Raw genomic sequence first — 24,097 nt, 5'->3', positions numbered from 1 at the left:
CCGCCCCGCCGGCCGGGCCGCCCGCCCCGGCCGTGGTCACCCTCGGCCGGGTCACCGACGTGGCCGACCCCGAGGGGCTGGGCCGGGCCCGGGTCGAGCTGCCCGCGTACGGGGGGCTCGACGCCGGGTGGCTGGCCGTGCTCTGCCCGGGGGCCGGCCCCGGCAAGGGACTGGTGGCGCTGCCGGACCCGGAGGACGCCGTGCTGGTGGTGCTGCCCGGGGGCGAGCCGGCGTCGGGGATCGTGCTCGGCGCGCTGTTCGGCGCCGCCGGGGCGTACGACGCGGGGATCGACGACGCTCGGGCGCGGCGCTGGTCGCTGCGGACGGCGGGCGGCCAGTCGATCGTGCTCGACGACGCCGCGAAGAGCCTGCGGCTCGCCACCGAGGGCGGCAGCTGGCTGGAGCTGACCCCCGAGCTGGCCACCCTGCACGCGGCGACCGACCTGGTGCTCTCCGCGCCCGGCCGGGCCATGGTCGTGCGGGCCCGCAGCGTGGACTTCCTGCACGCGGAGGCGACCGAGGATCCGGCCACCGCCGCGCAGCGGGCCCGCACGCTGGCCCGCGCCCACCACGAAGGAGGCGGCTGATGCGTTGGATCCACCGCGACTCGGTGATCAGGTGTGACCACGACGGGCGGGTCGGCAACCGGGCCTCGCAGGACTGGGTGACGGTCGCCGGCGTGCCGGTGCTGGTGGACGACGACCCGGAGGGGCGGGAGATCACCGCCTGCCCGAACTACGGACCGACGGTCAAGCCGTGCGCGAAGACGCTGCGGGTGCGGGTCGGCTACAGCGACTGGGTGCGCGTCGGCGGCCACCGGGTGGTCCTGTCGCACCTCGACGGGTTCACCGACGGCACCCCGCCCGGCCTGGTCCACCACAGGGTGCGCGACCCCCGGCAGGGCTTCCTGGGAGCGGACCGGTGAGGGCCTTCCGGTTCGTCGGCGCCGGCTTCGACCCCGGTCGCGGCGGCGGGCTCGCGCTGACGGCCGCCGGCGGCCTCGCCATGACCGAGGGCGACGAGACCGTACGCCAGGCGCTGTTCCTGCTGCTCTCCACCACCCCGGGCGAGCGGCTGATGCGCCCCGGCTACGGCTCCCGGCTGCACCGGCTGGTCTTCGCGCCGAACGACGACACCACGGCGGGGCTGGCCATCCACTACGTCCGGGCGGCCGTCGCCCGGTGGGAGCCCCGGGTGGAGGTCCTCGACGTCGACGCCGGTCCCGACCCGGACGCCCCGTGGCGGCTGGTGATCCGGCTCGACTACCGGATCCGGGCCAGCCTCGCGCCGGGGCAGTTGGTGTTCTCCGTCGACCTGCTGCCCGCCGACGACGACCCGGACCAGGGGGGCGGTGGCGCCGCGTGCGGCCCGCCGCCGCCCGGTCGCGTGCCACCGGAGGGAGGGGCGTCATGACGCTGCCCGTGCCGCACCTGGACGACCGCGCCTTCCTGGACCTGGTCACCGAGGCCCGGGAGCGGATCCGGCAGTCCTGCCCGGGTTGGACGGACCTGTCCGCGCACGACCCGGGCGTCGCCCTGCTGGAGGCGTTCGCGCACCTCACCGAGGTGATGATCTACCGGCTCAACCAGTTGCCCGAGAAGGCGTACGTGGCGTTCCTCAACCTGCTCGGGGTGGCCCGGCACGCCCCCACGGTGGCCTGGGCGGACGTGCGGTTCACGCGGGCCGGCGGCGGTGACCGCGGGCCGATCCGGATTCCCGCCGGCACCCGGGTGGCCGCCGCGCGCGGGGCCGACCCTCGGCCGGTCGTCTTCGTCACCACCGAGCCGGCGCTGCTGGCGGCCGGGCAGCACGAGGTCACCGTCCGGATGCACCACTGCGAGCCGGTGGAGGCGGAGCTGCTCGGGGTCGGCACCGGGCAGCCCGGTCAGGTGCTGCGCGCCGCCCGGGCGCCGCTGGCGCGCACGGCCGAGCCGCTCGACCTGCTGCTCGGCGTCGAGGTGCCGGCCGGGACGGTCCAGTTGGGCGCGGCCGCCCGGGAGCACGACGGCCGCACCTTCGAGATCTGGCGGCCGGTGGACAGCTTCGCCGGGCTCGGCCCACAGGACCGGGTCTACCTGGTCGACCGCTGCTCGGGGACGGTCACCTTCGCCCCCGCCCTGGACCTGCGCGACCCGGCCGCCCCCGCCGCCGACGGCCCGGTGACCGTGGCCGCCGTGCCGCCGGCCGGCCGGCAGGTCCGGCTCTGGTACCGGGCGGGCGGCGGGCCGGCCGGCAACGTGGCGGCCGGGACGCTGACCAGCCTGCGCGACCCGCTGCCCGGCGTCCGGGTCGACAACCCCGCGCCGGCGGCCGGCGGGCGGGAGATGGAGTCCATGGAGTCGGCGCTGCTGCGCGGCCCGTACGAGTTCTTCGCGCAGCAGCGGGCGGTCACCGCCCGGGACTTCGAGGTGCTCGCCACCGGCTCCGGCGCGGTCGCCCGGGCCCGGGCCTTCACCCGCGCCGCCGTCTACAGCTTCGCCCGACCCGGCGAGGTGGAGGTGGTGCTGGTGCCGTACGTGCCGGAGGCGGCCCGCCCCGGCGGGCGACTGCCGGTGGCGGTGCTGCGGGAGCACGAGGTGGAGCAGGCCCGCGCCCGGGTCGATGCGGACCTGGAGCGCCGCCGCGCCCTGGGCACCTCGTGCCGGGCGACGTGGGCCCGCTACAAGGCGGTGTCGGTCCGGGCCCGGGTGGTCGTGCGGCGGGAGGAGGACGTCGAGGCGGTCCGCCGGCGCATCCACGACCGGCTGCACTCCACGCTCAACCCGCTGCCGACCCCGGTCAACCCGGCCGGCTGGGCGTTCGGTGAGCCGCTGCGCGCGTCCAACGTGTACCGGCTGTTGGAGCACGCCGAGCCGGGGGTGCGCTACGTCGAGTCGGTCCGCTTCGTCGTCGACGAGGCGCCCGACGCGGAGGTGCGTACCCTCGCCGTGGACCAGTACCAGCCGCGGACCTGGTACGCCGGGCGCGGGCCGGTGCTGTTCCGCTCCACCAACGCCGGCGCCGGCTGGGAGCCGGCCGGCCGGTTCGACGACGGCGAGACGGTGCTGCGGGTGACGCCCGCCCCCGCCCCGGCGCGTCCCGGCGTCGTCCCCCGGCCGGGCTCGGTGGCGGTGGCCACCGTTCGCGCCGGTGGCGGGTCCCGGGTGCACCTGAGCACCGACCTGGGCGAGACCTGGTCGCTGCTGACCGACCTGGACTCGCGGATCACCGACCTCGCCTGGATCGACCGGGACGGCGCGGGCGCGCTGCTGGTCGCCACCGACACCGGCCTGTACGAGGTCTCCCTGCTGCCCGGCGCGGTGCCGTTGCAGATCCTGGTCGACCCCGGCGACGCCGACCGGGGCTTCTACGCCGTCCGCGCGTTCGTCTCGGAGCGGGGCGCGCCGGGGGTGGCGGTCGCCGCGCAGGCCGGGTTCGGGGTCTACCTGTCCACCCAGGCCGGCCGCCCGGGCAGCTTCGCCCACGTCGGGCTGGCCAACGTCGACAACCGGGTGCTCGCCGTCCAGTACGACGGCCCGGCCACCCTGCTGTGGAGTGGCGCGGGCGAGCCGGACCCGAAGAAGCCCGGGCAGGGCTGCTGGCGGGCCCGGCTCTTCGAATCCGACGTGCGGTGGCAGGCGGTGCAGGCCGGCTGGGTCGGCGGCACCTGCCGGGATCTCGCGTTCGCCGGCCCGCTCGCGGTCGCCGCGACGCAGAGCGGCGGGGTGCTGCGGCTGGACACCCTCGCCGCCGCGCCGCAGTGGGCACCGGTGATGGTCAACTGCGGGCTGCCGCTGCGGGACCGCTCCCGGTTCGTGCCGGTGGACGCCGTCGCCGCGACCGGCGGGCCGGACCGGCTGATCCTGGCCGGCGGCGAGCGCGGCGTGCACCGCAGCGCCGACGGGGTCGACTGGGCGGCCAGCGCCAACCAGGCCACCGCCGACGTGGTGACCGTCCCCGACACCTGGCTGCTCTGCTCCGGCGAGCACGACATCGAGGTGGTGCGGCAGGATGCGACGCGCGGCGATTGAGCGGCTGCTGCCCGCGGCGTACCAGCGGGCCAGCGTGCCGGGCAGCGTGCTGTGGGCGCTGCTGGACGTCATGGAGGCGCTGCACGCCCCGGACGAGGCGGTGCTCGCCGACGTCGACGCGCTGTTCGACCCGTACCGGGCGCCGGACGGGATGGTCGCGTACCTGGCCCGCTGGGTGGCGATGGACCACGTGACCGCCGCGCCCCGGCCGGACGCCCCGGCGCCGCTGATGCCGGGCCGGCTGCGGGACCTGGTGGCCCACGGCGCGCTGCTGGCCCGCTGGCGGGGCACCCCGTACGGCATGCGGAAGGCCCTCGAGGTCGCCACCGGGCTGACCGGCTTCGCGCTGGAGGAGCCGGCCGACCGGCCGTTCCACGTCGTGGTCACCGTGCCGCCGGCCGCCGCCGGGCAGCTCGCCGTGATCACCCGCATCGTCGAGGCGGAGAAGCCCGCGTCGGCCACCGCCGAGATCGTCGTCGCAGAGGAGCCACCATGACCACCGAGTGGGCGGTCGTCGCCGCCGCCGAGCAGTTCACCCTGGACGCCCGCAACACCGGCGAGCTGACCTTCACCGTCTCCAACCCCGGCCCGGCCCCGGACACCGTCGTCTTCGACGTGGCGCCCGGCGAGGGCACGCAGCGGTCCTGGTTCACCGTCACCGAACCGCAGCGGGTCGTGCCCGGGCAGGGCTCCGTCTCGTTCCTGGTCCGGCTGGCCGTGCCGCCCGGCACCGCGCCCCGGCGCTACGACATGACCGGGTTCGCGTACTCGGCGAACACCGCGCCGGAGGAGAGTTCCCGCTCCAGCGGGCGGGTCACCTACGAGGTCCGGGCGGTCGCCCCGCCCCGGCGTACGCCGTGGCCGTGGATCGCCGCGGCGGCGGCGCTCGTCCTCGTCGTCGGCGCGGCGGTGGTGTGGCTGGTGGCCCGCGACGGGGAGCCGGCGCCGGCCGAGCCACGGGTGGTCACGGTCGAGGCGGAGCGGCTGGTGCCCGGCGCCGAGGTGCGCTCGCCGCAGGGCTCGGCGGCGAAGGCGGTGGTGCAGCCGAACTGCTGCGGGGTGATCTGGTCGGAGGACGCGCAACTGTTCTTCCTGGGCCTCGCCATCGGCGACCAGGTGACCGTGACGGTGGACATCCCCGCCGACGGCACCTGGCGGCTCGCCGCGATCCGGACCACGTCGTTCGACTACGCCAACACGGTCTTCACCGTCGACGGCGCGCAGGTCGGCGACGCGTTTCTCGGCTTCACCCCGACGGTGACGAGGACGGACTGGCTGGACGTCGGCACCGTCGCCCTGACCAGGGGACCGCACCGGGTCACCCTCGTCGTGGTCGGCAAGACCCAGGGCACGGACCGCTACTTCGCCGGCGTCGACGCGATCCGGTTCACCGAGGTCGTCGCGCCGGCCGACGCCCGATGAGCGGCGGGCAGAAGGCGCTGCTCGCGGCGCTGGGTGTGCTGCTGGTGGCGCTGTTCGCGGTCGCCGTCGGCGCCGGCCGGGACGACCGGGGCGATCCCGGCGCCCGCTCCGCTCTGGTGGAGCGGCTCGGCCGGCTCGGCGGCGAGCGCGCCGCGGTGGACCCGGCGACGGTCGGCGCCGACTGCGCCGAGGGCGGGCGGCTGGTCTTCGCCGGCGGCTGCGTGCTGCGCGTCGCCGACCCGGGCGAGCTGCGGACGCTGGTCCTGCGCAGCGCGGCGTCGTTCACGGTCGAGGCGCCGGCGCCCGGCGACGCCGAGTTCACCGTGCGCGACGAGGTCACGCCGGCCGGGGACGGCACCGGGGCGGTCGCCCGGATCGCCGTCGACCGCGCCACCGACGTGCTGCTGCGCTGCCCCGGCCTCGGCACCTGCACGGTCACGGTCGCCACGTCCTGACCATCGAGAGGCGCGACATGGATGAGCTGCGGAAGCCGTTCCTGCTGCTGGCGATGCTCGCCGTCGGCCTGGCGTTCGGCGTCGAGCTGGGCGCCGGGCTGCTCACCGGCGGCGGGGACGCCGGCGCGGCGCTGCGGGACAGCGCCGGGGCGCTCGGCGTGGAGGTCGCCGACGTGTCCGGGGTCAGGGAGCCGGCCGGCCGGGGCACCGGCTACCTGGCGCTGGTCGACGCGGTCGCCGTCTGGACGACCGGGCTGTTCTGCCTGAGCCTGGTGCTGCCCGACCGGGTCCAGGGGCGGGTGCAGGGCGTGGCCACGCTCGTCTTCTCGATCGTGCTGATCATCGTGGCGTTCGTCGCGCTGCTGGTCGCCTTCGTCGAACTCACCGTCATGGTGTCGCTGTTCCTGGCCCCGCCGTTCGGCACGCTGGCCTACCTGGCGCTGTGGGGGTTCTTCCCGGTCGGTGACGCCTCGGTCCTGCTCGGGCTGGTGCTGCTGCTCAAGCTCGCCTGGGCCGGGCTGCTCGTGGCGGCCCAGCCCCGCTTCGCCCAGAACAAGGGACTGGTGCTGCTCGCCCTCACCGCGCTGCTGTGCACCGTCGTGCTGGAGTTCCTGCACCGGCTGGTGCCGGTGATCCTGGTCAGCGTCGTCGACGACCTCGGCGCGCTGCTCTTCGCCGTGGTCGCCCTCGTCTGGGGGCTGGTGCTGCTCATCGGGTCGATCCCGGCCGTCGTGAAGGCGGTCCGCGTCACCGGCGCCGCCGCCGAAGGCTCCGGCGGCTGACCCCCGCCCGCCGGGTCCGCGCGGGGCAGAGTCCGCCCGATCCGGTACGCCGGGGAAACGAACGGCGGGAACGACCCCCCGGGTGCGGGTCGGGTCACGTCGGTGGACGGTTCAACCGGTGCCCCGGTGGGGAAATGTGCCTCCGGCGGGACGGTGAGGGGCACGGTGCGGCTGCTTGCGACCCGGGAATCAGCAGGGGGCAGGGGGCCGGACGTGGACTTCGAGCAGCGCGTCGGAGCGGTCGACGGGGCGTCCGTCCACGACCTGTTCCCCGGCGACGACCCGACCAGCGCCGCGCACCGGGCCACCGACTGGGCGGCCACCCCGCTCGGGCCGGTGGCGGGCTGGCCGGCGGAGCTGTGCGCCGCCGTGCGCACCGTGCTGCCGTCGAAGATCCCGATGCTGCTGTGGTGGGGCACGGAGCTGGTGCAGATCTTCAACCACGCGTACACGCCGCTGCTCGGCGACAAGTACCCGGAGGCGATCGGGCAGGCCGCCCGGGAGTGCTGGGCGGAGATCTGGGACGTGGTCGGCCCGATGACCGAGCGGGCGTCCGCCGGCGAGCCCGTCTACTCACGGAACCAGCTGTTGCTGATGCTCCGGCACGGCTACCTCGAGGAGTCGTACTGGACCTTCTCCTACAGCCCGATCCACGCCGGCGACGGGCGGGTCGGCGGCGTCTTCGTCGCCACCTCCGACGTGACCGCCCGGGTGGTCGGCGAGCGGCGGCTGGCCCTGCTGCGCGAGCTGGGCGAGCTGTCGATCGCCGAGGCCGACAGCGCCCGGGACGCGGCCCGGGCGGTCGTCCGGGTGCTCACCGGCAGCCCCACCGACATCCCGGTCGGCGCGATCCTGCTGCGCGACGAGCGGCCATCGGACGGGGCGGAGGGCGGCCTGCTCCTGACCGGCGACGAGGCGAGCCCGGTGGCCGGCTTCGGGGCGTCGGGCCCGGCCGGGCGGCCGGCCGCCCTGGACGGGCTGCCCGAGGTGGCGGAGGCGCTGCGTGCCGGACGGCCGCGCGTGGTCACCGGCTTGGCGGGTCGGGCGGGCGACGCGCCGCACCCCGCCGGGACGGGCGGCCCGGAGCCGGTGCAGCAGGCGCTGGCGTTGCCACTGCTGGCGACGGGGCGTGACCGGCCCGTCGGTGTGCTCGTGGTCGGCGTCAGCCCCTACCTGGCGCTCGACGAGCCGTACCGGCACTTCCTCGACCTGGTGGCCAACCGGGTCTCGACGGCGCTGAGCGACGTGCTGGCGTACGAGGCGCAGCGGCGGCGGGCCGCGGCGCTGGCCGAGCTGGACGCGGCGAAGACCGAGTTCTTCACCGACGTCAGCCACGAACTGCGCACCCCGCTGACCCTGATCGCCGGCCCGGTGCGGGAGAGCCTCGCCGACCGGCGGGAGCCGCTGCCCCCGGCACAGCGCGAACGGCTGGAGCTGGTGCACCGCAACACGGGCCGGCTGCGCAAGTTGGTCGACGACATGCTCGACTTCGCGCGCATCGAGGGCGGCCGGTTGGACCCGGAGCGGGTGGAGACCGACCTGCCGGCGCTCACCGTCGGCGTCGCCGAGTCGTTCGCGTACGCCATGCGCCAGGCCGGGCTCGGCTACGAGGTGGACGCGGCGGCGCTGCCGCGCACCGCGTACGTGGACCGCGACATGTGGGAGAAGGTCGTGGTCAACCTGCTCTCCAACGCGCTGAAGTACACCCTCGCCGGGGCGGTGCGGCTGCGGCTGCGCGGCGACGACCGGCACGTCACGCTGACCGTCGAGGACACCGGTGTCGGGATCCCGGCCGACCAGCAGCCGCTGCTGTTCCGCCGGTTCCACCGGGTGCGCGGCGCCGGCGGCCGGTCGCACGAGGGCACCGGCATCGGGCTGGCCCTGGTGCAGGAGCTGGTCCGGCTGCACGGCGGCGAGGTGGGTGTGCGCTCCGTGGAGGGCGAGGGCTCGACGTTCACCGTCCGGCTGCCGTACGGCCGGGCCACCGCCGTCGGGGCCGCCGGCGCGGGTGGCGGCGCACCCGCCGGCGGGGCCTCGACGGCCGACGAGCCGGCCCGCGAGCCGTACCTCGCCGAGGCCCTGCGCTGGCTCCCCGAGGCCGCGCCCGCGGGCGCCGACGCGGCCGGCGACGGGCCTCGGGACGCCGCCACCGTCCTGGTGGTAGACGACAACGCGGACGCGCGCGCGTTCCTGACGAGCCTGCTCGCGCCACACCACCGGGTGGTCGCCGCCGCCGACGGCCGGGAGGCGCTCGACCGGATCGCCGAGCGGGTGCCGGACCTGGTGCTGACGGACGTGATGATGCCCCGGCTGGACGGCTTCGGGCTGGTCCGGGCCCTGCGCGACGACCGCCGCACCGCCGGGCTGCCGATCCTCATGCTCTCCGCCCGGGCCGGCGAGGAGGCCGCGGTGGAGGGGCTGCGGGCCGGGGCCGACGACTACCTGGCCAAGCCGTTCTTCTCGGACGAACTGCTGGCCCGGGTCGGCGCGCACCTGGAGCTGGCCCGGCTGCGCACCGAGGAGGCGAGCTGGCGGGCCGCGCTGATCGAGTCGTTGCAGGACGCGTTCGCCGTCATCGACGCCGACGGCACCCTGATCGAGGCGAACGACGCGTTCTGCCGCCTGGTCGGCGTCGCCCGGCTGGCGACGCCGGTCGCGCCGCCGCACCCCTGGTGGCCGAAGGTCAGGGCCGAGCCGGCCGACCGCCGGCGCCTCACCGGCGTGCTGCGCGCCGCCCGGGACACCGAGCGGGGGCGGGTCACCCTGCCGCTGCGGCACGCCGACGGGCACCGGGTCTGGGCCGAGGCGGTCTACAACTCGCTGCGGGAGCCGCGCAGCGGCCGCCGCCTCTACGTCGCCACCCTGCGCGACGTGACCGCCGAGGTGGAGGCCACCGCGCGGCAGTCCGCGCTGGCCGCGCTCTCGGGCCGGCTCGCCCGCGCCACCGACGTGGCCGAGGTGCTCGAGGCCGGCCTGTCCGAGCTGTGCACGCTGCTGGCCGGCACCCGTGGCCTGGCCGTCTGCGCCGACGCCGCCGGCACCCCGCTGGTGGTGACCGAGGGGCTGACGCTGACCGAGCCCGTCCAGCGGGCCCTCGACGGGCTGTCCGCCGAGGGCGAACCGCGGCTGGTCCTCGACGACGCGGGCCGGGTGAGCGCGCTCGGCGCCCGCATCGAGCCGGGTGGCCCGCCCGGCGGGGTGTGGCTGGAGCTGGACCCGCCCCGGCCGGTGCCCACGGTGGACCGGCCGCTGGTGCGCCAGCTCTGCGCCGCGCTGGCCCAGGCGCTGGTCCGCGCGCGGGCGTTCGAGACGCAGCGGACGGTGGCCCTGGCCATGCAGCGGGCGATGCTCGGCCCGGTCGACCTGCCTGCCGGTTTCGCGACCCGCTACCAGCCGGCGGTGGCGCCACTGGAGGTCGGCGGCGACTGGTACGACGTGGTCCAGCTCCCCGGCGACCTGGTGGGCGTGGTGGTGGGCGACGTGGTGGGCCGCGGTCTGCCCGCCGCCACGGTGATGGGCCAGCTACGCAGCGCCTCCCGTGCCCTGCTGTTGCAGGCCAAGAGCCCCGCGGAGGTGCTGTCCGCGCTGGACGACTTCGCCCGCATGGTGCCCGGCGGCGCCTGCACCACCGTCTTCTGCGCGATCATCGACCGTACGCTGGGCGTGCTGCGCTACTCGTCGGCGGGTCACCCGCCGGGCATCCTGGTGCACCCGGACGGCTCCGCCGACCTGCTGACCCGCGCCGGCTCGGTGCCGCTGGCCAGCGTCGCCGTGCCCGGGCGGCCGGAGGCCGGCGCGCGGCTGCGGCCCGGTTCGACGCTGCTGCTCTACACCGACGGCCTGATCGAGCGGCGGCGGGAGCTGATCGACGCCGGCATCTCCCGGGCGGTCGCCGCGCTCACCCAGGGCCGCGAGCTGCCCGAGGGGAAGCTGGCCGACCGGATGGTCCGGGACCTGCTGCCCGACACCCGCAACGACGACGTGGCGGTGCTGGTCTACCGGCACCGCGAGCCCTCGGCCTTCGCCACGGCGCTGACGGCCGACCCCGGACAGCTCGCGCCGGCGCGGCAGGCCCTCAGGGAGTGGCTGGGCGGCCTCGGCATCGGCGCGGCGGACGTCGACGCGGTGCTGATCGCGGCCGGTGAGGCGTGCGCCAACGCGATCGAACACGGCTACCGGTTCGCCCCGGGCGCGTCGGTCACGGTCCGGGGGCGGCTGCGCGCCGACCGGCTGGAGGTGGTGGTGAGCGACACCGGCGGCTGGCGGGAGACCACCCCGGACGACAGCGACCGGGGCCGCGGTCGGCTGATCATGGCCCGCCTGATGGACGAGGCGACCGTCGACGGCAGCGCCGACGGCACCACGGTACGCCTGGTCAAGCGCGTCTCGGCCGCCTGACGCTCCCCGCAGGACGCGGCCCGTCGGGCGGGTGTCGCCCGGCGCCGGCGCTCGGGTGGGCGACGGCCGGGGCCGGCCCGTCGGGTGGGCGCCGACCGCGGCCGGCGCGTCGGGTGGGTGGCGGCCAGGGCCGGCGCGTCGGATGGGTGTCGACCGCGGCCGGCGCGTCGGGTGGGCGACGCCAGGGGCCCGCGGCATGGTGAAGATCGGCTATAAGTGGCGCATGGAGTTTCCCGCCTACCTGGCCACCATGCCGATGCACGCGATCACCGAGATCCACGGCGAGCCCGGCCTGCTGGCCCGGTTCCGGCTGGAGGTGCGCGCGTTCGACGAGGCCGCCCAGGGGCGGCTCACCGAGGCCCTCGACCTCGCCGCCGAGCTGCACCGCGACGACCGGCGGGTGCGCGAGCCCTACCTCAACCACCTGCTGCGGGTGGCGATCCGGATGATGCACCACTACCAGGTCCGCGACGTCGACGTGATCGTCGCCGGCCTGCTGCACGACGCCGTGGAGGACCACCCCGACGAGCTGGCTGCGTCGTCCTCCGGCGACATGGCCGGGGCGCACGCCGGCGAGGACGCCACCGCCGCCGCGCTGGCCGTCCTCGCCGAGCGGTTCGGTCCGCGGGTGGCGCGCCTGGTCGCGGCGGTGACCAATCCGGCGTACGACCCGGCGCGCGACAAGCACGTCCAGTACCGGGAGCACGTGGCAGCCAGCCTGGACCGGGAGCTGTGGGCGCGGGTCATCAAGATCTCCGACTTCACCGACAACGGGGTGGGCGTCATCCACACCGTCGGGCCGAAGGTGACCTCGTCCGCCCGCAAGTACCGGCCGCTGGTGCCGGTCTACCGCGACCTCGTCACCCGGCCGGACACTCCTTTGTCGGCGCCGGTGAAGCGGCACATCCTCGACCAGCTCGACCTGGCCGAGGAACGCTTCAGCGCCATCCTCGACCAGCCGGTACACCCGAACTGACCGCATCCCTCACGACCGGTTGAGGCTCAACCTCGACTGCGGGTCAGGCCGCCTCGTAGCCAGTGTCGATTGCCATACCTGGAAGTCCGCGTTCGGTCGGTCGGCCCGGCGGCCGGCACCTCCACAAGCGACACGATCACGGCTCGCGCATCCAGAGCTTGGGATCGTTCACGAAGACACCCTTGCCCTGGTGACGACGGATGACCCGCAGCGCCTCCAGTCGGGCATAGGCCATCTGCACCGTTCCGTGACTGACGCCGTAGCTCTCGCGCATCTCGGCGATCGAGGGCAGCTTGTCCCCCGGCTTCAGCTTCTTGGACCTGACGTCGGCGATCACATCGTCGGCAATGCGCCAGTAGTCCGGCACTTCTCGCATGGCACTCCTCGCGTGGCAATCCGATTCGATCACACCGCGACGCGCCTAACAAGCAGCGTTGACTTGACTGACATGTCTAGCTAAGTTGATTGAGAGCCGATCCTCGCGTGGCAACGAGTTTGGCTCATCCCCCTGGTCGGGGCGGGTGTCCGTGCCCGTCCCGACCCGCCGGGCTGCTCTGCTGTCGTACCGCTGAACAGAGCTGCGGCGGTGGAGCGGGCGGGTCGTCCGCCGGCCCTCGCGGACGACCCGCCCTTCCATACCCACCGCGAGGAGCCTCTGCGCTCCCGCCTGCCCGCAGAGAGGATCGTCGTGGCTCAGGTGTATCGAGGTGGAAGGCCCTACCCGGCCGGTTACCCGGGCCGGTTGACGCCGCACGAGGTGCGGACCCGCGAGTTCGCCGCGCGTCGACGCGGCGTCGACCCCGTGGAGGTACGCGAGTTCCAGGCCCGGGTGGCCGACGAGCTGGCCATGCTCAACGAGACGGTGCGGCTGCTCAGCCAGGAGAACGACCGGATCAGGCGGGCGCTGCGCGACTGGCAGGCCATGCACGCGCGGGAGTGCCGGCCGCCGCAGGAGTACCACCACCACCACCCAGGCCACTGGTGACCGCGCGACCCTCCCCCGGCGACCTGCTCGTCGTCGACGGCCGCGCCTCGGTGCAGTTCGGCGGGGACCGCGCCCTGACCTTCCGCGTCGTCTCGGTCTGCGACCAGCCGACGTACGCCGGCTGGAGCTGGCTGACCGGCTACGTCCTCGACCGTCGCGGCGAGGCCACGGCGAAGCGCGAGATCTACGTCCAACTCACCGGCCTCCGCCCCATCGTCGGCCCGCCGACCCCACAATGCGCGCATACAAGCGCGGGTTCCCGACGGTGCCAGGACATGCTCAGCCAAGTGCCGTGATTCGCTATCGCGCGCTGCGCAGCTTGAGGATGTACGCCGCGGTGAGCGCGACGGCACGGTCTGCGTCACGCGACAGATCCGCGAGGGCACGTGACGCCGTGGTCCCCGGGATATCCGCGAGCGCCTGTGTCAGCCGTCGACGGGTGGACGATTCAGCGGCGCCGTGGGCGAGGCGATCCACGAGCCTGGTAGCGATCTGATCCGCCAACGCGGGATCACCCGCCAACGCGCTCAGCGCATCGGCCGCGTCGACGTCATTCGCCTCCTCGACGACCATGTCGATGAGCGTCGGGATCGCGTCGGCTCCGCCACGTGCCCCGAGCGCCAGAGCCGCATGCCTGCGGACCACGATGTCGGGGCTGGCGAGGGCCTCCCGCAGCAGTACGGTCGCCTGACCGTTCGGGATCTCGGCGATGGCCTGGACGGCACGTTTCCGCACCTCGGCCGCGGATGAGCGGAGGCCCTCGGCCAGCAGCGCCAGTCCGCCGTCGCCCGATCGCGCCAGAGCCCATCGAAGGGCTCCGGCGACGTTCGGGTCCGTCTCGCTCAACGCCGCATCGACCAGTGCTTCCACCGGCACCGGAACCTCTTCGACCGAGGACAGGGCCGCGCGCTGGCGTTTTCCGGCGCTCTCCGACCCCAACGCCTGGAGTAGCGCGACGATCTGGAGGACGTCCTCCCAGGCGGCGGGTTCCGCGGCACCGATCCGACGCAGTCGGGTGAGCAACTCCGTCTCCGCCGCGATGCGTTCTCGCGTCTGGCGGATGAGGTCGTCGACGAGCTCCGAGGGCGTGAAGCCGGGATCGTCGAGCGCGCGCCCGACCTCACGCAGCGACAACCCCAACGACCGCAGGCTCTCGATGTGGAAGATCCGCCGGATGTCCTCGCTGGAGTACTCGCGATAGCCAGCATTGGTACGACCGGTGGGCCGCAGCAGGCCGAGCGAGTCGTAGTGCCTGAGCATGCGGGCGCTGACCCCGGACCGTCGTGCCACCTCACCGATCAACACTGCCTCTCATCCCTCCTGGCTGGTCCTGCCGAGGGCCACGATGCGCTTGGCCTCCTCGATAGCGAACTCGAATCCGGCATCCGGGTCGCGCAACAGCCGTTCGGTGGCGATCGCGTGCTGACGTACGCGCGGGTCGGGATCCGTCGTCGCGGCGCGCAGGATCGGCATGATCACCTCACCGAGCGCGATCAGCGCCCGGCTGAGGCTCAACTGCGTCTCCCGCTCGCCGCGCCCGAGCTGTGTCGCCAACACTCCGGCCAACTCCGGTTCCTCACCCTCAGGCACGAGTACGGTCGCTGCTCGCCAGGCGCTCCGCGCCACCTCGTCGTCGGCGTCGGCCAGCAGCGCCCGGGTGATCGCCGGCCACGCCTGCCGATCCCCGATCTTGGACAGCGTGTGCAACGCCTGGCTTCGTGCCCGCGCCCGCTCCGAGCGGAGTTCGTCGACGAGCTTGGGAACCGTCATGGATGCCGGGTGCCGGGTGAGTGCCCACGTCAGCATCTCGCGCACGTAGAATTCGGGTTCGATCGCGCAACGTTCGATGAGCTTGTCGATGAACCGCGGGTCTGGGGTCGTACCGACCGCCAGCGCCGCCCGCAGCCGCACGGACGAATTACCGTGCTCCAGCCCCCGGAGAGCTCGAACCGTATCCGTGTCTTGTTTCGACATGGTTGTCGGACCACCTCCTCGGCCACAGTCAAGGCCTTGTCACTGTGTCAAGGTCAAGCGGTGCCGTGCGACGGCCAGGCCATCACGTCCACTGCGGCAGCCCGTGGCGTCGGAACATGTCCGCGGCTTCCTTCAGGATGCCCTGCGGCACATGGGCGACCGGAGCCCGCACCGAGGCGGGAGGGAACTGCTCTCCCTACTCCGCCACGCCGAGGCCGCCGCACGGGATAAAGGTCAGCAGGTCAGCAGGTGACGGTGACTCGCCGTTCCGATCGCGGACCCTTCCCGGGTGAGCGTTCGGCACAGGGCCAGGAGCAGCAGGTTGCAGGTGACCAGTGGGACGCCGGCGAATTCGCTGTCCAGCAGCCAGAAGACCTGCACGACGAGCACCTGCACCATCAGTGCGACCTCGAACAGGCCGAGCGCCGACGCGAGCCGTCCCCTGTTCCACCGCCACAGCCCGATGACCGCGAGCGCGAAAGAGGCGGACGCGAACGCCGCGTACACGGCGTTCGACACGGTCGCGTTCCTCGACAGCAGCACCAGTGGGCGGCCCAGCGAGATCAGCGTGAACAGCACGACCGCCGGCGCGGCGGCACGGTGGACGAACGGCCGACGGCAGAAGCGGCTCCACGCTGAGCGGCAGAGCACGCGCAGCCGGTGTGGTGTGGACCGCGGCGAGGTCGGCGCGGGCCGGGCATTCGGTGGCCCCACCGCGACGGATGCTCCGGCGTCACCGAGCAGCCGGAGGCGGTGCAACGCCCGCTCGTACTCGGCCCGGTCGGCGGCTCTGGCGAGGTCGTCCGCCACCTGCTCGACGGAGTTGGCGAGGCGTTCTCGCTGGCTCAACGGTCGCCGCACGACGCCGAGCCTGACCAGGACGTAGACCACCACGAAGGTGCCGTGGACGATGGCGGCGACCGGCTCGTAGAAGTAGTTGTTGTCCGCCGTGACGAACTTGCCCACCTCGTCGATGAACAGGCCGAAGCCCACGCCGGAGAGGACCGCGGCGGCGTTCTTCGCCGCAGGGCCGAGAAACAGCATGGACAGCAGCTGGCCCGCCAGCATGCCCAACCCACCCCACAGCACGTGGGCCACATGCAGACCGCCGCCACCGAGCTGCGGAAAGCCGGTCATCTTGAGGAAGACCCTGGTGGCCAGGACGGCGACCACGGCGCTGACGACGAAGAGGTCGAACCGGTCGGCGGCCATCGCATCCCTGACCAGCACACGTGTCCCTACCGGCGTCCGTCGCCGCCCGGGGGGCGCTCCCGTCGGTGGCGAGGCGTCGATCGCCCCGGGCGGTCCAGGCGTACGTCTACTCACGCCCCGATACTCCGCAACCGCAACGGCGTCGGCATCGGGAGGATCCCCGATCTTCTCCCCTCGGTGGGCGTACGGGCAATGCCCTCGACGGGCGGTCGCGCGAACGACCCCGCCTGGGACGGCCCCGTGACACCAGCTCCTATGCTGCACGGGATGACCACGGTGACGGCGGAGCAGCTCGCGACCGCTCGGGGCTGCGTGCTCGGGCTGATGCTCGGTGACGCCGTCGGCGCGACGGGCGGCAGGGTGCCGGCGGCCGGGCCGTTGCGGGCGACCAGCGCCGGGCAGCTCGCCTGTTTCACCGTCGACGGCCTGATCCGCGCCCACGTCCGCCACAGGCACCGGGGCATCTGTCACCCGCCGAGCGTGGTGTGGGAGTCGTACCGGGGCTGGGCTGCGATCCAGGGCATCCCCGGCTTCGAGGTCAGCGGCGAGGGCCATTGGCCGGCGGGCTGGCTGACGCAGGTGCCGGCGCTGGCGGAGCGGCGTGGATCGGCGCCGGCGACGGTGGCGGCGCTGCAACGGCGGAAGATCGGCACGATCGACGACCCGAACGGCACGAGCACCGGGGCGCACGCACTCACCCGGACCCTGCCGGTCGGCCTCTACCCGTGCGATGCGGCGGAGATGGCCGCCCTCACGCACGCGGGTGACGCCGTGGGTGCGGCCGGGCTGGCTGGGGCGGTGGTTCGCCTCCTCGCCGCGGGAGGTCAACTCGTGGCGGCCTTGGAGAGCGTGGTGCGGGACCCCGGGGATTGGTCCGAGACGGCGGAGCGGTCCCTGGCTCCCGCCCTGGCCGCCGCCGGGTCGGGCCCCGCCGCGCTGCGCGAGCTGACCCGCCTCGCACCCGACGCGAGAGCGGTTTCCGCGTTGGCCGGTGGGGTCTATGCCGTCGCCTGCTTCCCGGGGCGGGAGACGGTGCGCGAGGCCCTGTCGTTCGCCGCCTCGGCTGGCGACGGCGGCCACGCCGCGACGGTGGCCGGCGCCCTGCTGGGTACGGCGCACGGGCCGGACGCGCTCCCCGTCGACTGGCTGTCCCGGATGGAGTTGGCCTGGACGGCCGACACGCTCGCCCGCGACCTCGTCACCGAGCTTCACGACAGCCCTTCGGGAGGCGAGTACTTCCCCCCGACCGATCCCTACTGGCGGACCCGCTACCCCGGCTGACGTCGGGTGGAGGTGATCCCGTCGCCGGCGGCGGGGCGGCCGTTGCCGGACCCGCCACCCGTTCGGGCGGGCCACGGCGGGACCGGCCGCCGCCAGCGCCGCCACCGGTCGCCGTGCCGCCCAGGGATCAGGCCGGCACCGAACAGCGGGCGCCGACCCGCCGCTCGCCCTTCGCACCAACGCAAACCCCGAGGGTCAAGCCTGTGCGGAGGTCTCCGGCGTCCGCCGCGACGCCCCGCTCGCCCGGATCTCGTCAAGCCTCGCTTCCAGCACCGTGGCCTGGGCGACAGAACCGCCACGGACGCCGAGGCCGCCCCGGGCGGCGCGGTAGAAGTGGTCGCGCGCCTCGTTGGCCCGGTGCAGCAGGTCGGCGTGGTCGTCCCCCTGGGTGAGCCCCCGGGCCACCCGCTCGATCCGCCACACGGCGTCCCGCCAGTCGCGGGCCGCCGACACCGTCGAGGCGTCCCCGAGCAGCAGGACGCTCTCCCAGGCCAGCGTGTGCCGGACGTCCGCGTCGGCCAGGCGGGCGAGGCCTTCCTCCCGGTCCATCCGGTGCCCGCGCGAGTGGGGTCGCTCATCGGTGAGCATGCGCACGGCGACGGCGTGGATCTCCTTGATGACCCGCGCGAACTCGATGTAGGCGTCGAGCCGCCGATCGTCCCAGCGAACGGACTGGTTCCGCTTCCACCGGGTGCGATCGGCGACGGAGGTGGCGACGATCGTGCCGATGGTGCCGATCAGCACGCCGATCAGGGCGGGCAACTGCGCGATGACGCTTCCCATGGCTGCGAGCCTGCCAGCCGGCGGCAAGGGCCGGGGGCCCGCCCGCCTCGGGTGCGGGGCCCGAGCCGCCCGTCCGGGTCACCCGCCGAGGATGGGGGGCGGCGTACGCGTCCAGGCCCAGGTCTCCAGCACGCGCCGGTCGACCAGCACGATGCCGAGCTGTCGAGCGAGCCGCACGCCGTCACCGGCGGTGAAGAACCCGTTGGTGACGATCATGCACAGCTCACCGCCGTGCACCTGGCGGCAGGTGCCGGCGAACCGCTGGATGGCGGCGCTGCCGACCCGGTTCGTGGGGCTCTGCCGCTTGCACTGCACCACGGCGCGCCGGCCGTCCGGGGCGATCGCCGTGACGTCCGCTCCCCGGTCCCCGGCGCCGCCCCGCACCCGGACGTGCTGGAACCCGGACGCTTCGAGCAGCCTCGCGACCCACTGCTCGAACTCCGCCCCGGTCATCGCGTCGGTCACCGCGACGGCCCGGTCACGCTCGGCCTGCTCGGCCCGCCGACGTGCCACCTGCCTGGCCCGGACCGACAACAGGACGGTGGCGACCCCGACGGCGACGACGGCCGAGAGAGCCGACCAGTAGGGGTGCTGCTCGACGAATTCGACGATCAGGGCGACGGCGACGACGGCCGCGCCGCCGAGGGCGAGAACCCAGCCGTTCCCCGAGTGGCTTCCGGAACGGCCACGCCGCGCGGGCCTTGCGCCGCGGGCGGGCCGCCGCCTGCGGTAGTGGGCCCGCACCCGGGCCCCGTTCCGGCGGACGTGCGACCTCACGTACGGCATGGGGCACCTCCCAGGGGTCGGGCACCCAGCTTCCCGCCCCGGTGTGACACACACGGTGCACGCACGTCGCCACTGTCGGCTACCCGTCACTTCGCGGATCGGCCGCAGGTCGGCCGTGGAGCGCGGGCCACCGAAGGACGTCCGACCGCCTTCCTGCGACCCTCGGGACGGCCTCGATCAGAAGTGGCGGCCAGGACGGACGACGCATGTGCTGGTGATCCGCGTCCATCCCGTGCTGCGCGCAACTTCGGCGAAATAGCGGCCTCCGACAGCCCGCGAGGCAACTATTTCCCCGAAGTTGCGCACCCCGACGCGTGCCCGACGCGACCCGCCGGTGCCCGACGCGCGGCGGCCGGCCGGGCGGGCCGCGCAGCGCGGGTGCGGCCGGGTCAGCTCGGGACGTCGCGGCGGCGGAAGCCGGTCAGGCCGGCCGCGAGCAGCGCCGCCGCGATCGCGGTCAGCACGACGAGCGGCAGCGCCGCCGGGTCGACCGCCGGCGCCGAGGGCACGTGGGTGTACGGCGACAGGTTCAGCGCCGCCTGCGGCAGGTCGAGCACCGCGCCGAGCTGCCCGAGCAGCAGGAACCCGATCAGCGCCGCCCAGGAAAGCGCCACCGACCAGCGCGGCAGCAGCCCGAACAGCGCCGTCACCACCCCGGCCACCACCAGCAGGGCCGGCAGCCGCACCAGCGCCGCCGCGCCCAGCTCGGCCGCCTGGCCTAGGGGGTCGCCGGCGACGACGCCGTAGCCCAGCCCGGTGGCGAGGCCGCCCAGCAGCACCAGGGCGAGCGCGCCGAGCGTCGCGGCGGCCACCTGGGTGGCCAGCCAGCGGGTGCGACTCACCGCCGTGGCCAGCACCGCCTCCAGCACGCCGTCGGTCTCGTCGCCGCGCGTGCGCAGCAGCGCCTGCACGACGTACGCCCCGATGGTCAGCGCGAACAGCCCCAGCATCGCCGCCAGGTACGCGTCGATCAGTTTCGCGCCGCCGCCCAGCGCGCTGATCGCCTCGGCGGCGGCCGGGTTCTCCTCGATCATGGCGTTGAACTCGTCGCCGGCGATGCCCATCGAGAACCCGAGCACCGCCACCCCGATCGCCCAGCCGAGCAGCGCGCCGCGCTGCAACCGCCAGGCCAGCCCGGCGGGGCTGAGCAGCCGGGGCGCGGCCGTCGCCGGCCCCCGCCGGGGCGCGACCAGCCCGGCGCCGACGTCCCGCCGCTCGGCGAGCGCGTAGGCGAGCGCCACGCCGGCGGCCAGCAGCGCGACGGGCAGCGCCAGCGTCCACCACCGTTCGCCGCCGAACGCGCGGACCTGGTTGCCCCAGCCGAGCGGGGAGAGCCAGGACGGCCAGGCGCTGACCACCCGCGTGCCGCCGTCGGTCTGCTCGCCCAGCACGTCGCCCGCGGCGCGGAGCAGGAAGGCGATCCCGACGGCGGCGGCGGCCAGCGCGTTCGCGCCCCGGGACGTGACGGGGATCTGGGCGGTGACGGCGGCGACCCCGGTGAAGGCCACGCCGACCCCGCCGACGGCGGCCGCCGCGGCGACGGACCCGGCGAGCGGCAGCCCGGCGCCGGCCAGGGCGACGGCGAGCAGGGCCGCGGCCAGAACGTTGGCCGCGACGACGACCAGCAGGGCGGCGGTGAGCAGCGCGTACCGGCCGACGGCGGAGGCGCCGAGCAGCTCCGCCCGGCCGGTCTCCTCGTTCTGCCGGGTGTGCCGGACCACCGCGAAGGTGCTCAGCAGCGCGGCGAGCAGGGCCAGCGTGACGTACGACTCGGCGACCACCACCGCGCCGAGGTCGGTGCCGGCGATCGGCCCGTTGAACGCGCGGGCGACCAGGCTGGACGCCGACGTGGTGGCGTACCCGGCCCGCGCCGCCTCGTCCGGGTAGAAGCCCTTGACGCTGCCGGCGAGGGCGTAGCCGAGCAGGGGCGTGCCGAGCACCCAGACGGCGAGCCGGACCCGGTCGCGGCGCAGCACGAGCCGGGCGAGCCGCCCGGTGCCGGTGAACGCGCTCATCGGGCGCCCGCCTGCCGGTCGGCGCCCGCCCGGTGGTGGTCGTCCCGGTCCGTCACCGGTCCGGAAGGCCACGCGGCGACGGCGGCGCGCTCGTCGCCGTAGTGGCGCAGGAACAGCTCCTCCAGGGTGGGCGGGGCGCTGGTGAGGGCGCGGACCCCGAAGCGGACGAGGTGCCCGAGCAGCTCGTCGAGGTGGGCGGGCTCGACCTCCAGGTGGGTGCGCCCGTCGACCTCGCGCACCTCGTGGACGCCGGGCAGGTCCGCCAGGCCGGTCGCCGGGCGGGCGGTCTCCACCGTCACCGCCGTACGCGTGAGGTGGCGCAGCTCGGTGAGGGTGCCGGACTCGACGGTGCGGCCCTCGCGGATGATGCTGACCCGGTCGCAGAGCGCCTCGACCTCGGCCAGCACGTGGCTGGAGAGCAGCACGGTGGCCCCGTCGCGCTTGAGCTGGCGGACCTCGTCCTGGAACACGGCCTCCATCAGCGGGTCGAGCCCGGAGGTGGGCTCGTCGAGCACGTAGAACTCGACGTTCGAGGCGAAGGCCGCGACGATGGCCACCTTCTGCCGGTTGCCCTTGGAGTAGGTACGGCACTTGCGTGTCGGGTCGAGGTCGAAGCGCTCCAGCAGGGCGTCGCGGCGGCGCCGGTCGAGCCCGCCACGCAGCTCGCCGAACAGGTCGATGGCCTCGCCGCCGGAGAGGTTCGGCCACAGGTTCACGTCGCCGGGGACGTACGCCAGCCGGCGGTGCAGGGCGACCGCCTCCCGCCACGGGTCGGCGTCGAAGACCCGCACGTCGCCCGCGTCGCGGCGCAGCAGGCCGAGCAGGATGCGGATGGTGGTGGACTTGCCGGAGCCGTTGGGTCCGAGAAAGCCGTGCACCTCCCCCGCCTCGACCCGCAGGTCCAGTCCGTCGAGCGCCCGGACGCTGCCGAACGTCTTGACCAGGTTGTCGATGGAGATGACGGGCATGACCCCTCCTGCCGCTGGCGGTGCAGACCACTCCACTGTACTGACCGCCGGTCAGTCGGATCAACAGTGCTGCCACCCACCGGTCAGACGCGGCTACCCTTGCCGGCATGACCGTCGACGCACCCGACGACACGCGGACCCGGATCCTGCGCGCCGCGCTCGACCTGTTCGCCGAACACGGCTACCAGCGCACCTCGCTGCGCCAGATCGGTGAGCGGCTGCGGCTGACCAAGGCCGCGATCCTCTACCACTTCCCCGCCAAGGAGCACCTGCTCGCGGCCCTGGTCGAGCCGCTGCTCGCCGACCTGGAGGCGCTTCTGGACCGGGCCGGGGGGCTACCGGCCGAGCGGGCCCGCCGGGTGGTGCTGGAGGGCTGGGTGGACACCATGCTGGCCCACCGCCGCCCGCTCGGCATGCTCTTCCACGACATCGCCCTCATCACGCGCGGGGACACGTACCACCGTCTGATGGGGATCGCGATGCGGGCCAACGACCTCATCGCCGGGCCGGACGCCGGCCGGCGGGAGCGGGTCCGGGCGGTGCAGGCGGTCGCGGCGTGCAGCGACCCGGTGGTCTTCTTCACCGACGTGCCGGACGAGGTGCTGCGCGCCGACATGCTGGACGGCGTGCACCGCCTGCTGGACGGCGTGCCGCCGTCGGGCGCCGGCGCGCCCGCGGACGGCGGCGCGTCGAGGGGCCGGCGCCGGCCCGGCCGGCCGCGGGCGATGAGCCCGGAGCAGGTGGAGACGGCCCGGCGGATGCATGCCGAGGGCAGCCACTCGGCGGACGAGATCGCCGCCGCCCTGGGTGTCTCGCGGGCCACCGTCTACCGCCACCTCGACGCCGCGTCGGCGCAATAATGAGACGGATTACGAGATGTTTTTGAGACGATAGGTCGGTCGTCGGCGGCTCAGTCGTCGTGCCACATCGGTGCGCCGCGGCGCACCGTCCGCGCCACGATCTCCGGGGCGTCCAGCACGTCGGCGAGCCTGCGGGCCGCGGCCACCGCGAGCGCCCCCAGCGTCGGATGGCCGATCACCGCGTGGCAGGCCTGCAACCCGATCTCCGCCAGCTCCCGCCGGGTCACCTGGATGCGCCGGGCGCGGGCCCGCTGCGCGGCGAGCGCGGCACGGACCCGGTCGCGCAGCTCCGCCCGCTCGTCGACGACCCGCCGCATCACCGCCACCGACCAGCCCCAGGTCTGCGCGAGCACCAGCGGGTCGGCCGGGTCGCCGCGATCGTCGGCCAGCAGCAGTTGCTCGTGGCAGATGGCGACGACCGCGGCCACGTCCCCGTCCGCGTCGAGGATGGTCCGGGCCAGCAGCCCCGCGCCGACGGGCGCCGGGTGGCCCTGGGCGTCGCCGGCGCTCTCCGCCACGACCAGTCGCCCCAGGTCCGCCCGGGCCGCGTCGACGTCGCCCTCGGCGTAGCGCACGACCGCCAGGAACTCCCTCGTGGCGGCCACCGGCCGGCCCGCCCGGTCCTCGGCGCGGACCAACTCGTCACCGGCGGTCCGCAGCTCCGCCAGCGGCGCCCCGCCGGCGACCAGGTCGGCGATCCGCCGGCGCTGCTCCCACAGCGGCGTTTCCTCGATGGGCGCGAGCGGCGCCGGCACCGGGGCCAGCAGCTCCGCCAGCCGGCCCCACTCGCGGGCCGCCGCGCCCACCAGCAACGCCCTGCGCAGCGACGTCAGCGTGCGGTCGTCGGCCGGCCCGACGCTCGCCGCGCGGGCCCGCGTGACGGCGGCGAACACGCCGAGCGCCTCCGACCAGTACCCGGCCCGGGCCAGCTCGACGCCGAACTCCTCCCGCAGCCGGCTGCCCCGCCGCCCCGCCAGCGAGCCGGCCGCCAGCCTGCCCTGCACGCGGCCGTGCCGGAACCGGTACGCGCCGGCGCCGTGCCGCACCAGGCCGACCGTCTCGGCGTGGTCGAGGAACGCCAGCAGGCGGTGCGGCAGGCGTCCGCGCGCCGCGAGCACGAGCCGGGCCACGCAGAACCGCACCCACGCGCCGCTTCCGCGCGTGTACACCCACCAGCCCACCCCCAGGCC

The 24,097-nt window shown here is 75.0% G+C and carries 23 protein-coding genes; 14 read left to right on the top strand and 9 right to left on the bottom strand.

Annotated features, from left to right (window positions below):
• From ACSNOB_RS25190 to ACSNOB_RS25145, 10 genes are all read left to right on the top strand, one after another.
• Positions 1-587, top strand: a 587-nt coding sequence (locus ACSNOB_RS25190; RefSeq protein ID WP_436688980.1) for a phage baseplate assembly protein V, incomplete at its 5' end; no start/stop codon positions are given.
• The gene (locus tag ACSNOB_RS25185) at positions 587-925 is read left to right on the top strand and encodes a hypothetical protein (RefSeq protein WP_436688978.1); all 339 of its coding nucleotides are present in this window, start codon (positions 587-589) and stop codon (positions 923-925) included. The genes ACSNOB_RS25190 and ACSNOB_RS25185, both read left to right, overlap by 1 nt.
• Complete coding sequence (locus ACSNOB_RS25180) at positions 922-1,413, top strand: GPW/gp25 family protein (RefSeq protein ID WP_436688976.1); 492 nt, start codon at positions 922-924, stop codon at positions 1,411-1,413. The genes ACSNOB_RS25185 and ACSNOB_RS25180 overlap by 4 nt, the downstream gene beginning before the upstream one ends.
• Positions 1,410-4,010 carry a putative baseplate assembly protein gene (locus ACSNOB_RS25175; RefSeq protein WP_436688974.1) on the top strand — a complete coding sequence of 867 codons (2,601 nt, stop codon included), beginning with the start codon at positions 1,410-1,412 and terminating at the stop codon, positions 4,008-4,010. Before ACSNOB_RS25180 ends, ACSNOB_RS25175 begins: the two co-directional genes overlap by 4 nt.
• A complete protein-coding gene (locus ACSNOB_RS25170; protein ID WP_436688972.1) occupies positions 3,991-4,506 on the top strand; it encodes a phage tail protein in 516 nt (171 codons plus the stop codon). Before ACSNOB_RS25175 ends, ACSNOB_RS25170 begins: the two co-directional genes overlap by 20 nt.
• Entirely contained in the window at positions 4,503-5,432 is a 930-nt protein-coding gene (locus tag ACSNOB_RS25165; RefSeq protein WP_436688970.1) for a hypothetical protein, read from the top strand. The genes ACSNOB_RS25170 and ACSNOB_RS25165 overlap by 4 nt, the downstream gene beginning before the upstream one ends.
• Positions 5,429-5,887: a hypothetical protein gene (locus ACSNOB_RS25160; protein WP_436688968.1), complete on the top strand. Its 459-nt coding sequence runs from the start codon at positions 5,429-5,431 to the stop codon at positions 5,885-5,887. Before ACSNOB_RS25165 ends, ACSNOB_RS25160 begins: the two co-directional genes overlap by 4 nt.
• Positions 5,888-5,904: 17 nt before the next feature.
• Positions 5,905-6,669: a hypothetical protein gene (locus ACSNOB_RS25155; protein ID WP_436688966.1), complete on the top strand. Its 765-nt coding sequence runs from the start codon at positions 5,905-5,907 to the stop codon at positions 6,667-6,669.
• Between the two features lie 213 nt (positions 6,670-6,882).
• Positions 6,883-11,067: a SpoIIE family protein phosphatase gene (locus ACSNOB_RS25150; RefSeq protein ID WP_436688964.1), complete on the top strand. Its 4,185-nt coding sequence runs from the start codon at positions 6,883-6,885 to the stop codon at positions 11,065-11,067.
• A gap of 223 nt (positions 11,068-11,290) precedes the next feature.
• Complete coding sequence (locus ACSNOB_RS25145) at positions 11,291-12,043, top strand: HD domain-containing protein (protein ID WP_436688962.1); 753 nt, start codon at positions 11,291-11,293, stop codon at positions 12,041-12,043.
• 136 nt (positions 12,044-12,179) lie between these two features.
• Here the strand turns inward: ACSNOB_RS25145 and ACSNOB_RS25140 are convergent, their stop codons facing one another.
• Positions 12,180-12,419: a winged helix-turn-helix domain-containing protein gene (locus ACSNOB_RS25140; protein ID WP_436688960.1), complete on the bottom strand. Its 240-nt coding sequence runs from the start codon at positions 12,417-12,419 to the stop codon at positions 12,180-12,182.
• A gap of 312 nt (positions 12,420-12,731) precedes the next feature.
• Between ACSNOB_RS25140 and ACSNOB_RS25135 the strand changes: the two genes are divergently transcribed.
• Both ACSNOB_RS25135 and ACSNOB_RS25130 read left to right on the top strand, forming a co-directional pair.
• A complete protein-coding gene (locus ACSNOB_RS25135; RefSeq protein ID WP_436688958.1) occupies positions 12,732-13,028 on the top strand; it encodes a DivIVA domain-containing protein in 297 nt (98 codons plus the stop codon).
• Positions 13,025-13,324, top strand: a complete 300-nt coding sequence (locus ACSNOB_RS25130) for a hypothetical protein (protein ID WP_436688956.1) — start codon at positions 13,025-13,027, stop codon at positions 13,322-13,324. The genes ACSNOB_RS25135 and ACSNOB_RS25130 overlap by 4 nt, the downstream gene beginning before the upstream one ends.
• Before the next feature lie 4 nt (positions 13,325-13,328).
• On the opposite strand, the gene ACSNOB_RS25125 is transcribed toward ACSNOB_RS25130, so the two are convergent.
• The 3 genes from ACSNOB_RS25125 to ACSNOB_RS25115 all read right to left on the bottom strand — a co-directional run bounded on the left by ACSNOB_RS25125 (position 13,329) and on the right by ACSNOB_RS25115 (position 16,232).
• The gene (locus ACSNOB_RS25125; RefSeq protein ID WP_436688954.1) at positions 13,329-14,333 is read right to left on the bottom strand and encodes a HEAT repeat domain-containing protein; all 1,005 of its coding nucleotides are present in this window, start codon (positions 14,331-14,333) and stop codon (positions 13,329-13,331) included.
• A gap of 6 nt (positions 14,334-14,339) precedes the next feature.
• Positions 14,340-15,002 (bottom strand): HEAT repeat domain-containing protein, encoded by a 663-nt coding sequence (locus ACSNOB_RS25120; protein ID WP_436688952.1) that lies wholly within the window; start codon positions 15,000-15,002, stop codon positions 14,340-14,342.
• 234 nt (positions 15,003-15,236) lie between these two features.
• On the bottom strand, positions 15,237-16,232 hold the full coding sequence (locus ACSNOB_RS25115; protein WP_436688950.1) for a hypothetical protein: 996 nt from the start codon (positions 16,230-16,232) through the stop codon (positions 15,237-15,239).
• Between the two features lie 249 nt (positions 16,233-16,481).
• Here ACSNOB_RS25115 and ACSNOB_RS25110 point away from each other — a divergent pair, with 249 nt between their 5' ends.
• The gene (locus ACSNOB_RS25110; RefSeq protein ID WP_436688948.1) at positions 16,482-17,495 is read left to right on the top strand and encodes an ADP-ribosylglycohydrolase family protein; all 1,014 of its coding nucleotides are present in this window, start codon (positions 16,482-16,484) and stop codon (positions 17,493-17,495) included.
• Between the two features lie 195 nt (positions 17,496-17,690).
• On the opposite strand, the gene ACSNOB_RS25105 is transcribed toward ACSNOB_RS25110, so the two are convergent.
• The 4 genes from ACSNOB_RS25105 to ACSNOB_RS25090 all read right to left on the bottom strand — a co-directional run bounded on the left by ACSNOB_RS25105 (position 17,691) and on the right by ACSNOB_RS25090 (position 22,047).
• A complete protein-coding gene (locus tag ACSNOB_RS25105) occupies positions 17,691-18,278 on the bottom strand; it encodes a hypothetical protein (RefSeq protein WP_436688946.1) in 588 nt (195 codons plus the stop codon).
• 78 nt (positions 18,279-18,356) lie between these two features.
• Positions 18,357-19,064: a restriction endonuclease gene (locus tag ACSNOB_RS25100; protein WP_436688944.1), complete on the bottom strand. Its 708-nt coding sequence runs from the start codon at positions 19,062-19,064 to the stop codon at positions 18,357-18,359.
• Between the two features lie 389 nt (positions 19,065-19,453).
• Entirely contained in the window at positions 19,454-21,079 is a 1,626-nt protein-coding gene (locus ACSNOB_RS25095) for an ABC transporter permease (protein WP_436688942.1), read from the bottom strand.
• On the bottom strand, positions 21,076-22,047 hold the full coding sequence (locus ACSNOB_RS25090) for an ABC transporter ATP-binding protein (protein WP_436688940.1): 972 nt from the start codon (positions 22,045-22,047) through the stop codon (positions 21,076-21,078). Before ACSNOB_RS25090 ends, ACSNOB_RS25095 begins: the two co-directional genes overlap by 4 nt.
• 107 nt (positions 22,048-22,154) lie before the next feature.
• Between ACSNOB_RS25090 and ACSNOB_RS25085 the strand changes: the two genes are divergently transcribed.
• Positions 22,155-22,907, top strand: a complete 753-nt coding sequence (locus ACSNOB_RS25085; RefSeq protein WP_436688938.1) for a TetR family transcriptional regulator — start codon at positions 22,155-22,157, stop codon at positions 22,905-22,907.
• 50 nt (positions 22,908-22,957) lie between these two features.
• Here the strand turns inward: ACSNOB_RS25085 and ACSNOB_RS25080 are convergent.
• Positions 22,958-24,097, bottom strand: a 1,140-nt coding sequence (locus ACSNOB_RS25080; protein ID WP_436688936.1) for a hypothetical protein, incomplete at its 5' end; no start/stop codon positions are given.

It is taken from the genome of Micromonospora sp. URMC 106, assembly GCF_051386395.1.
Classification (GTDB): domain Bacteria; phylum Actinomycetota; class Actinomycetes; order Mycobacteriales; family Micromonosporaceae; genus Micromonospora.
The sequence above is the reverse complement of the archived record's forward strand: the minus strand, read 5'-3'. Positions and strand labels throughout refer to the sequence as shown.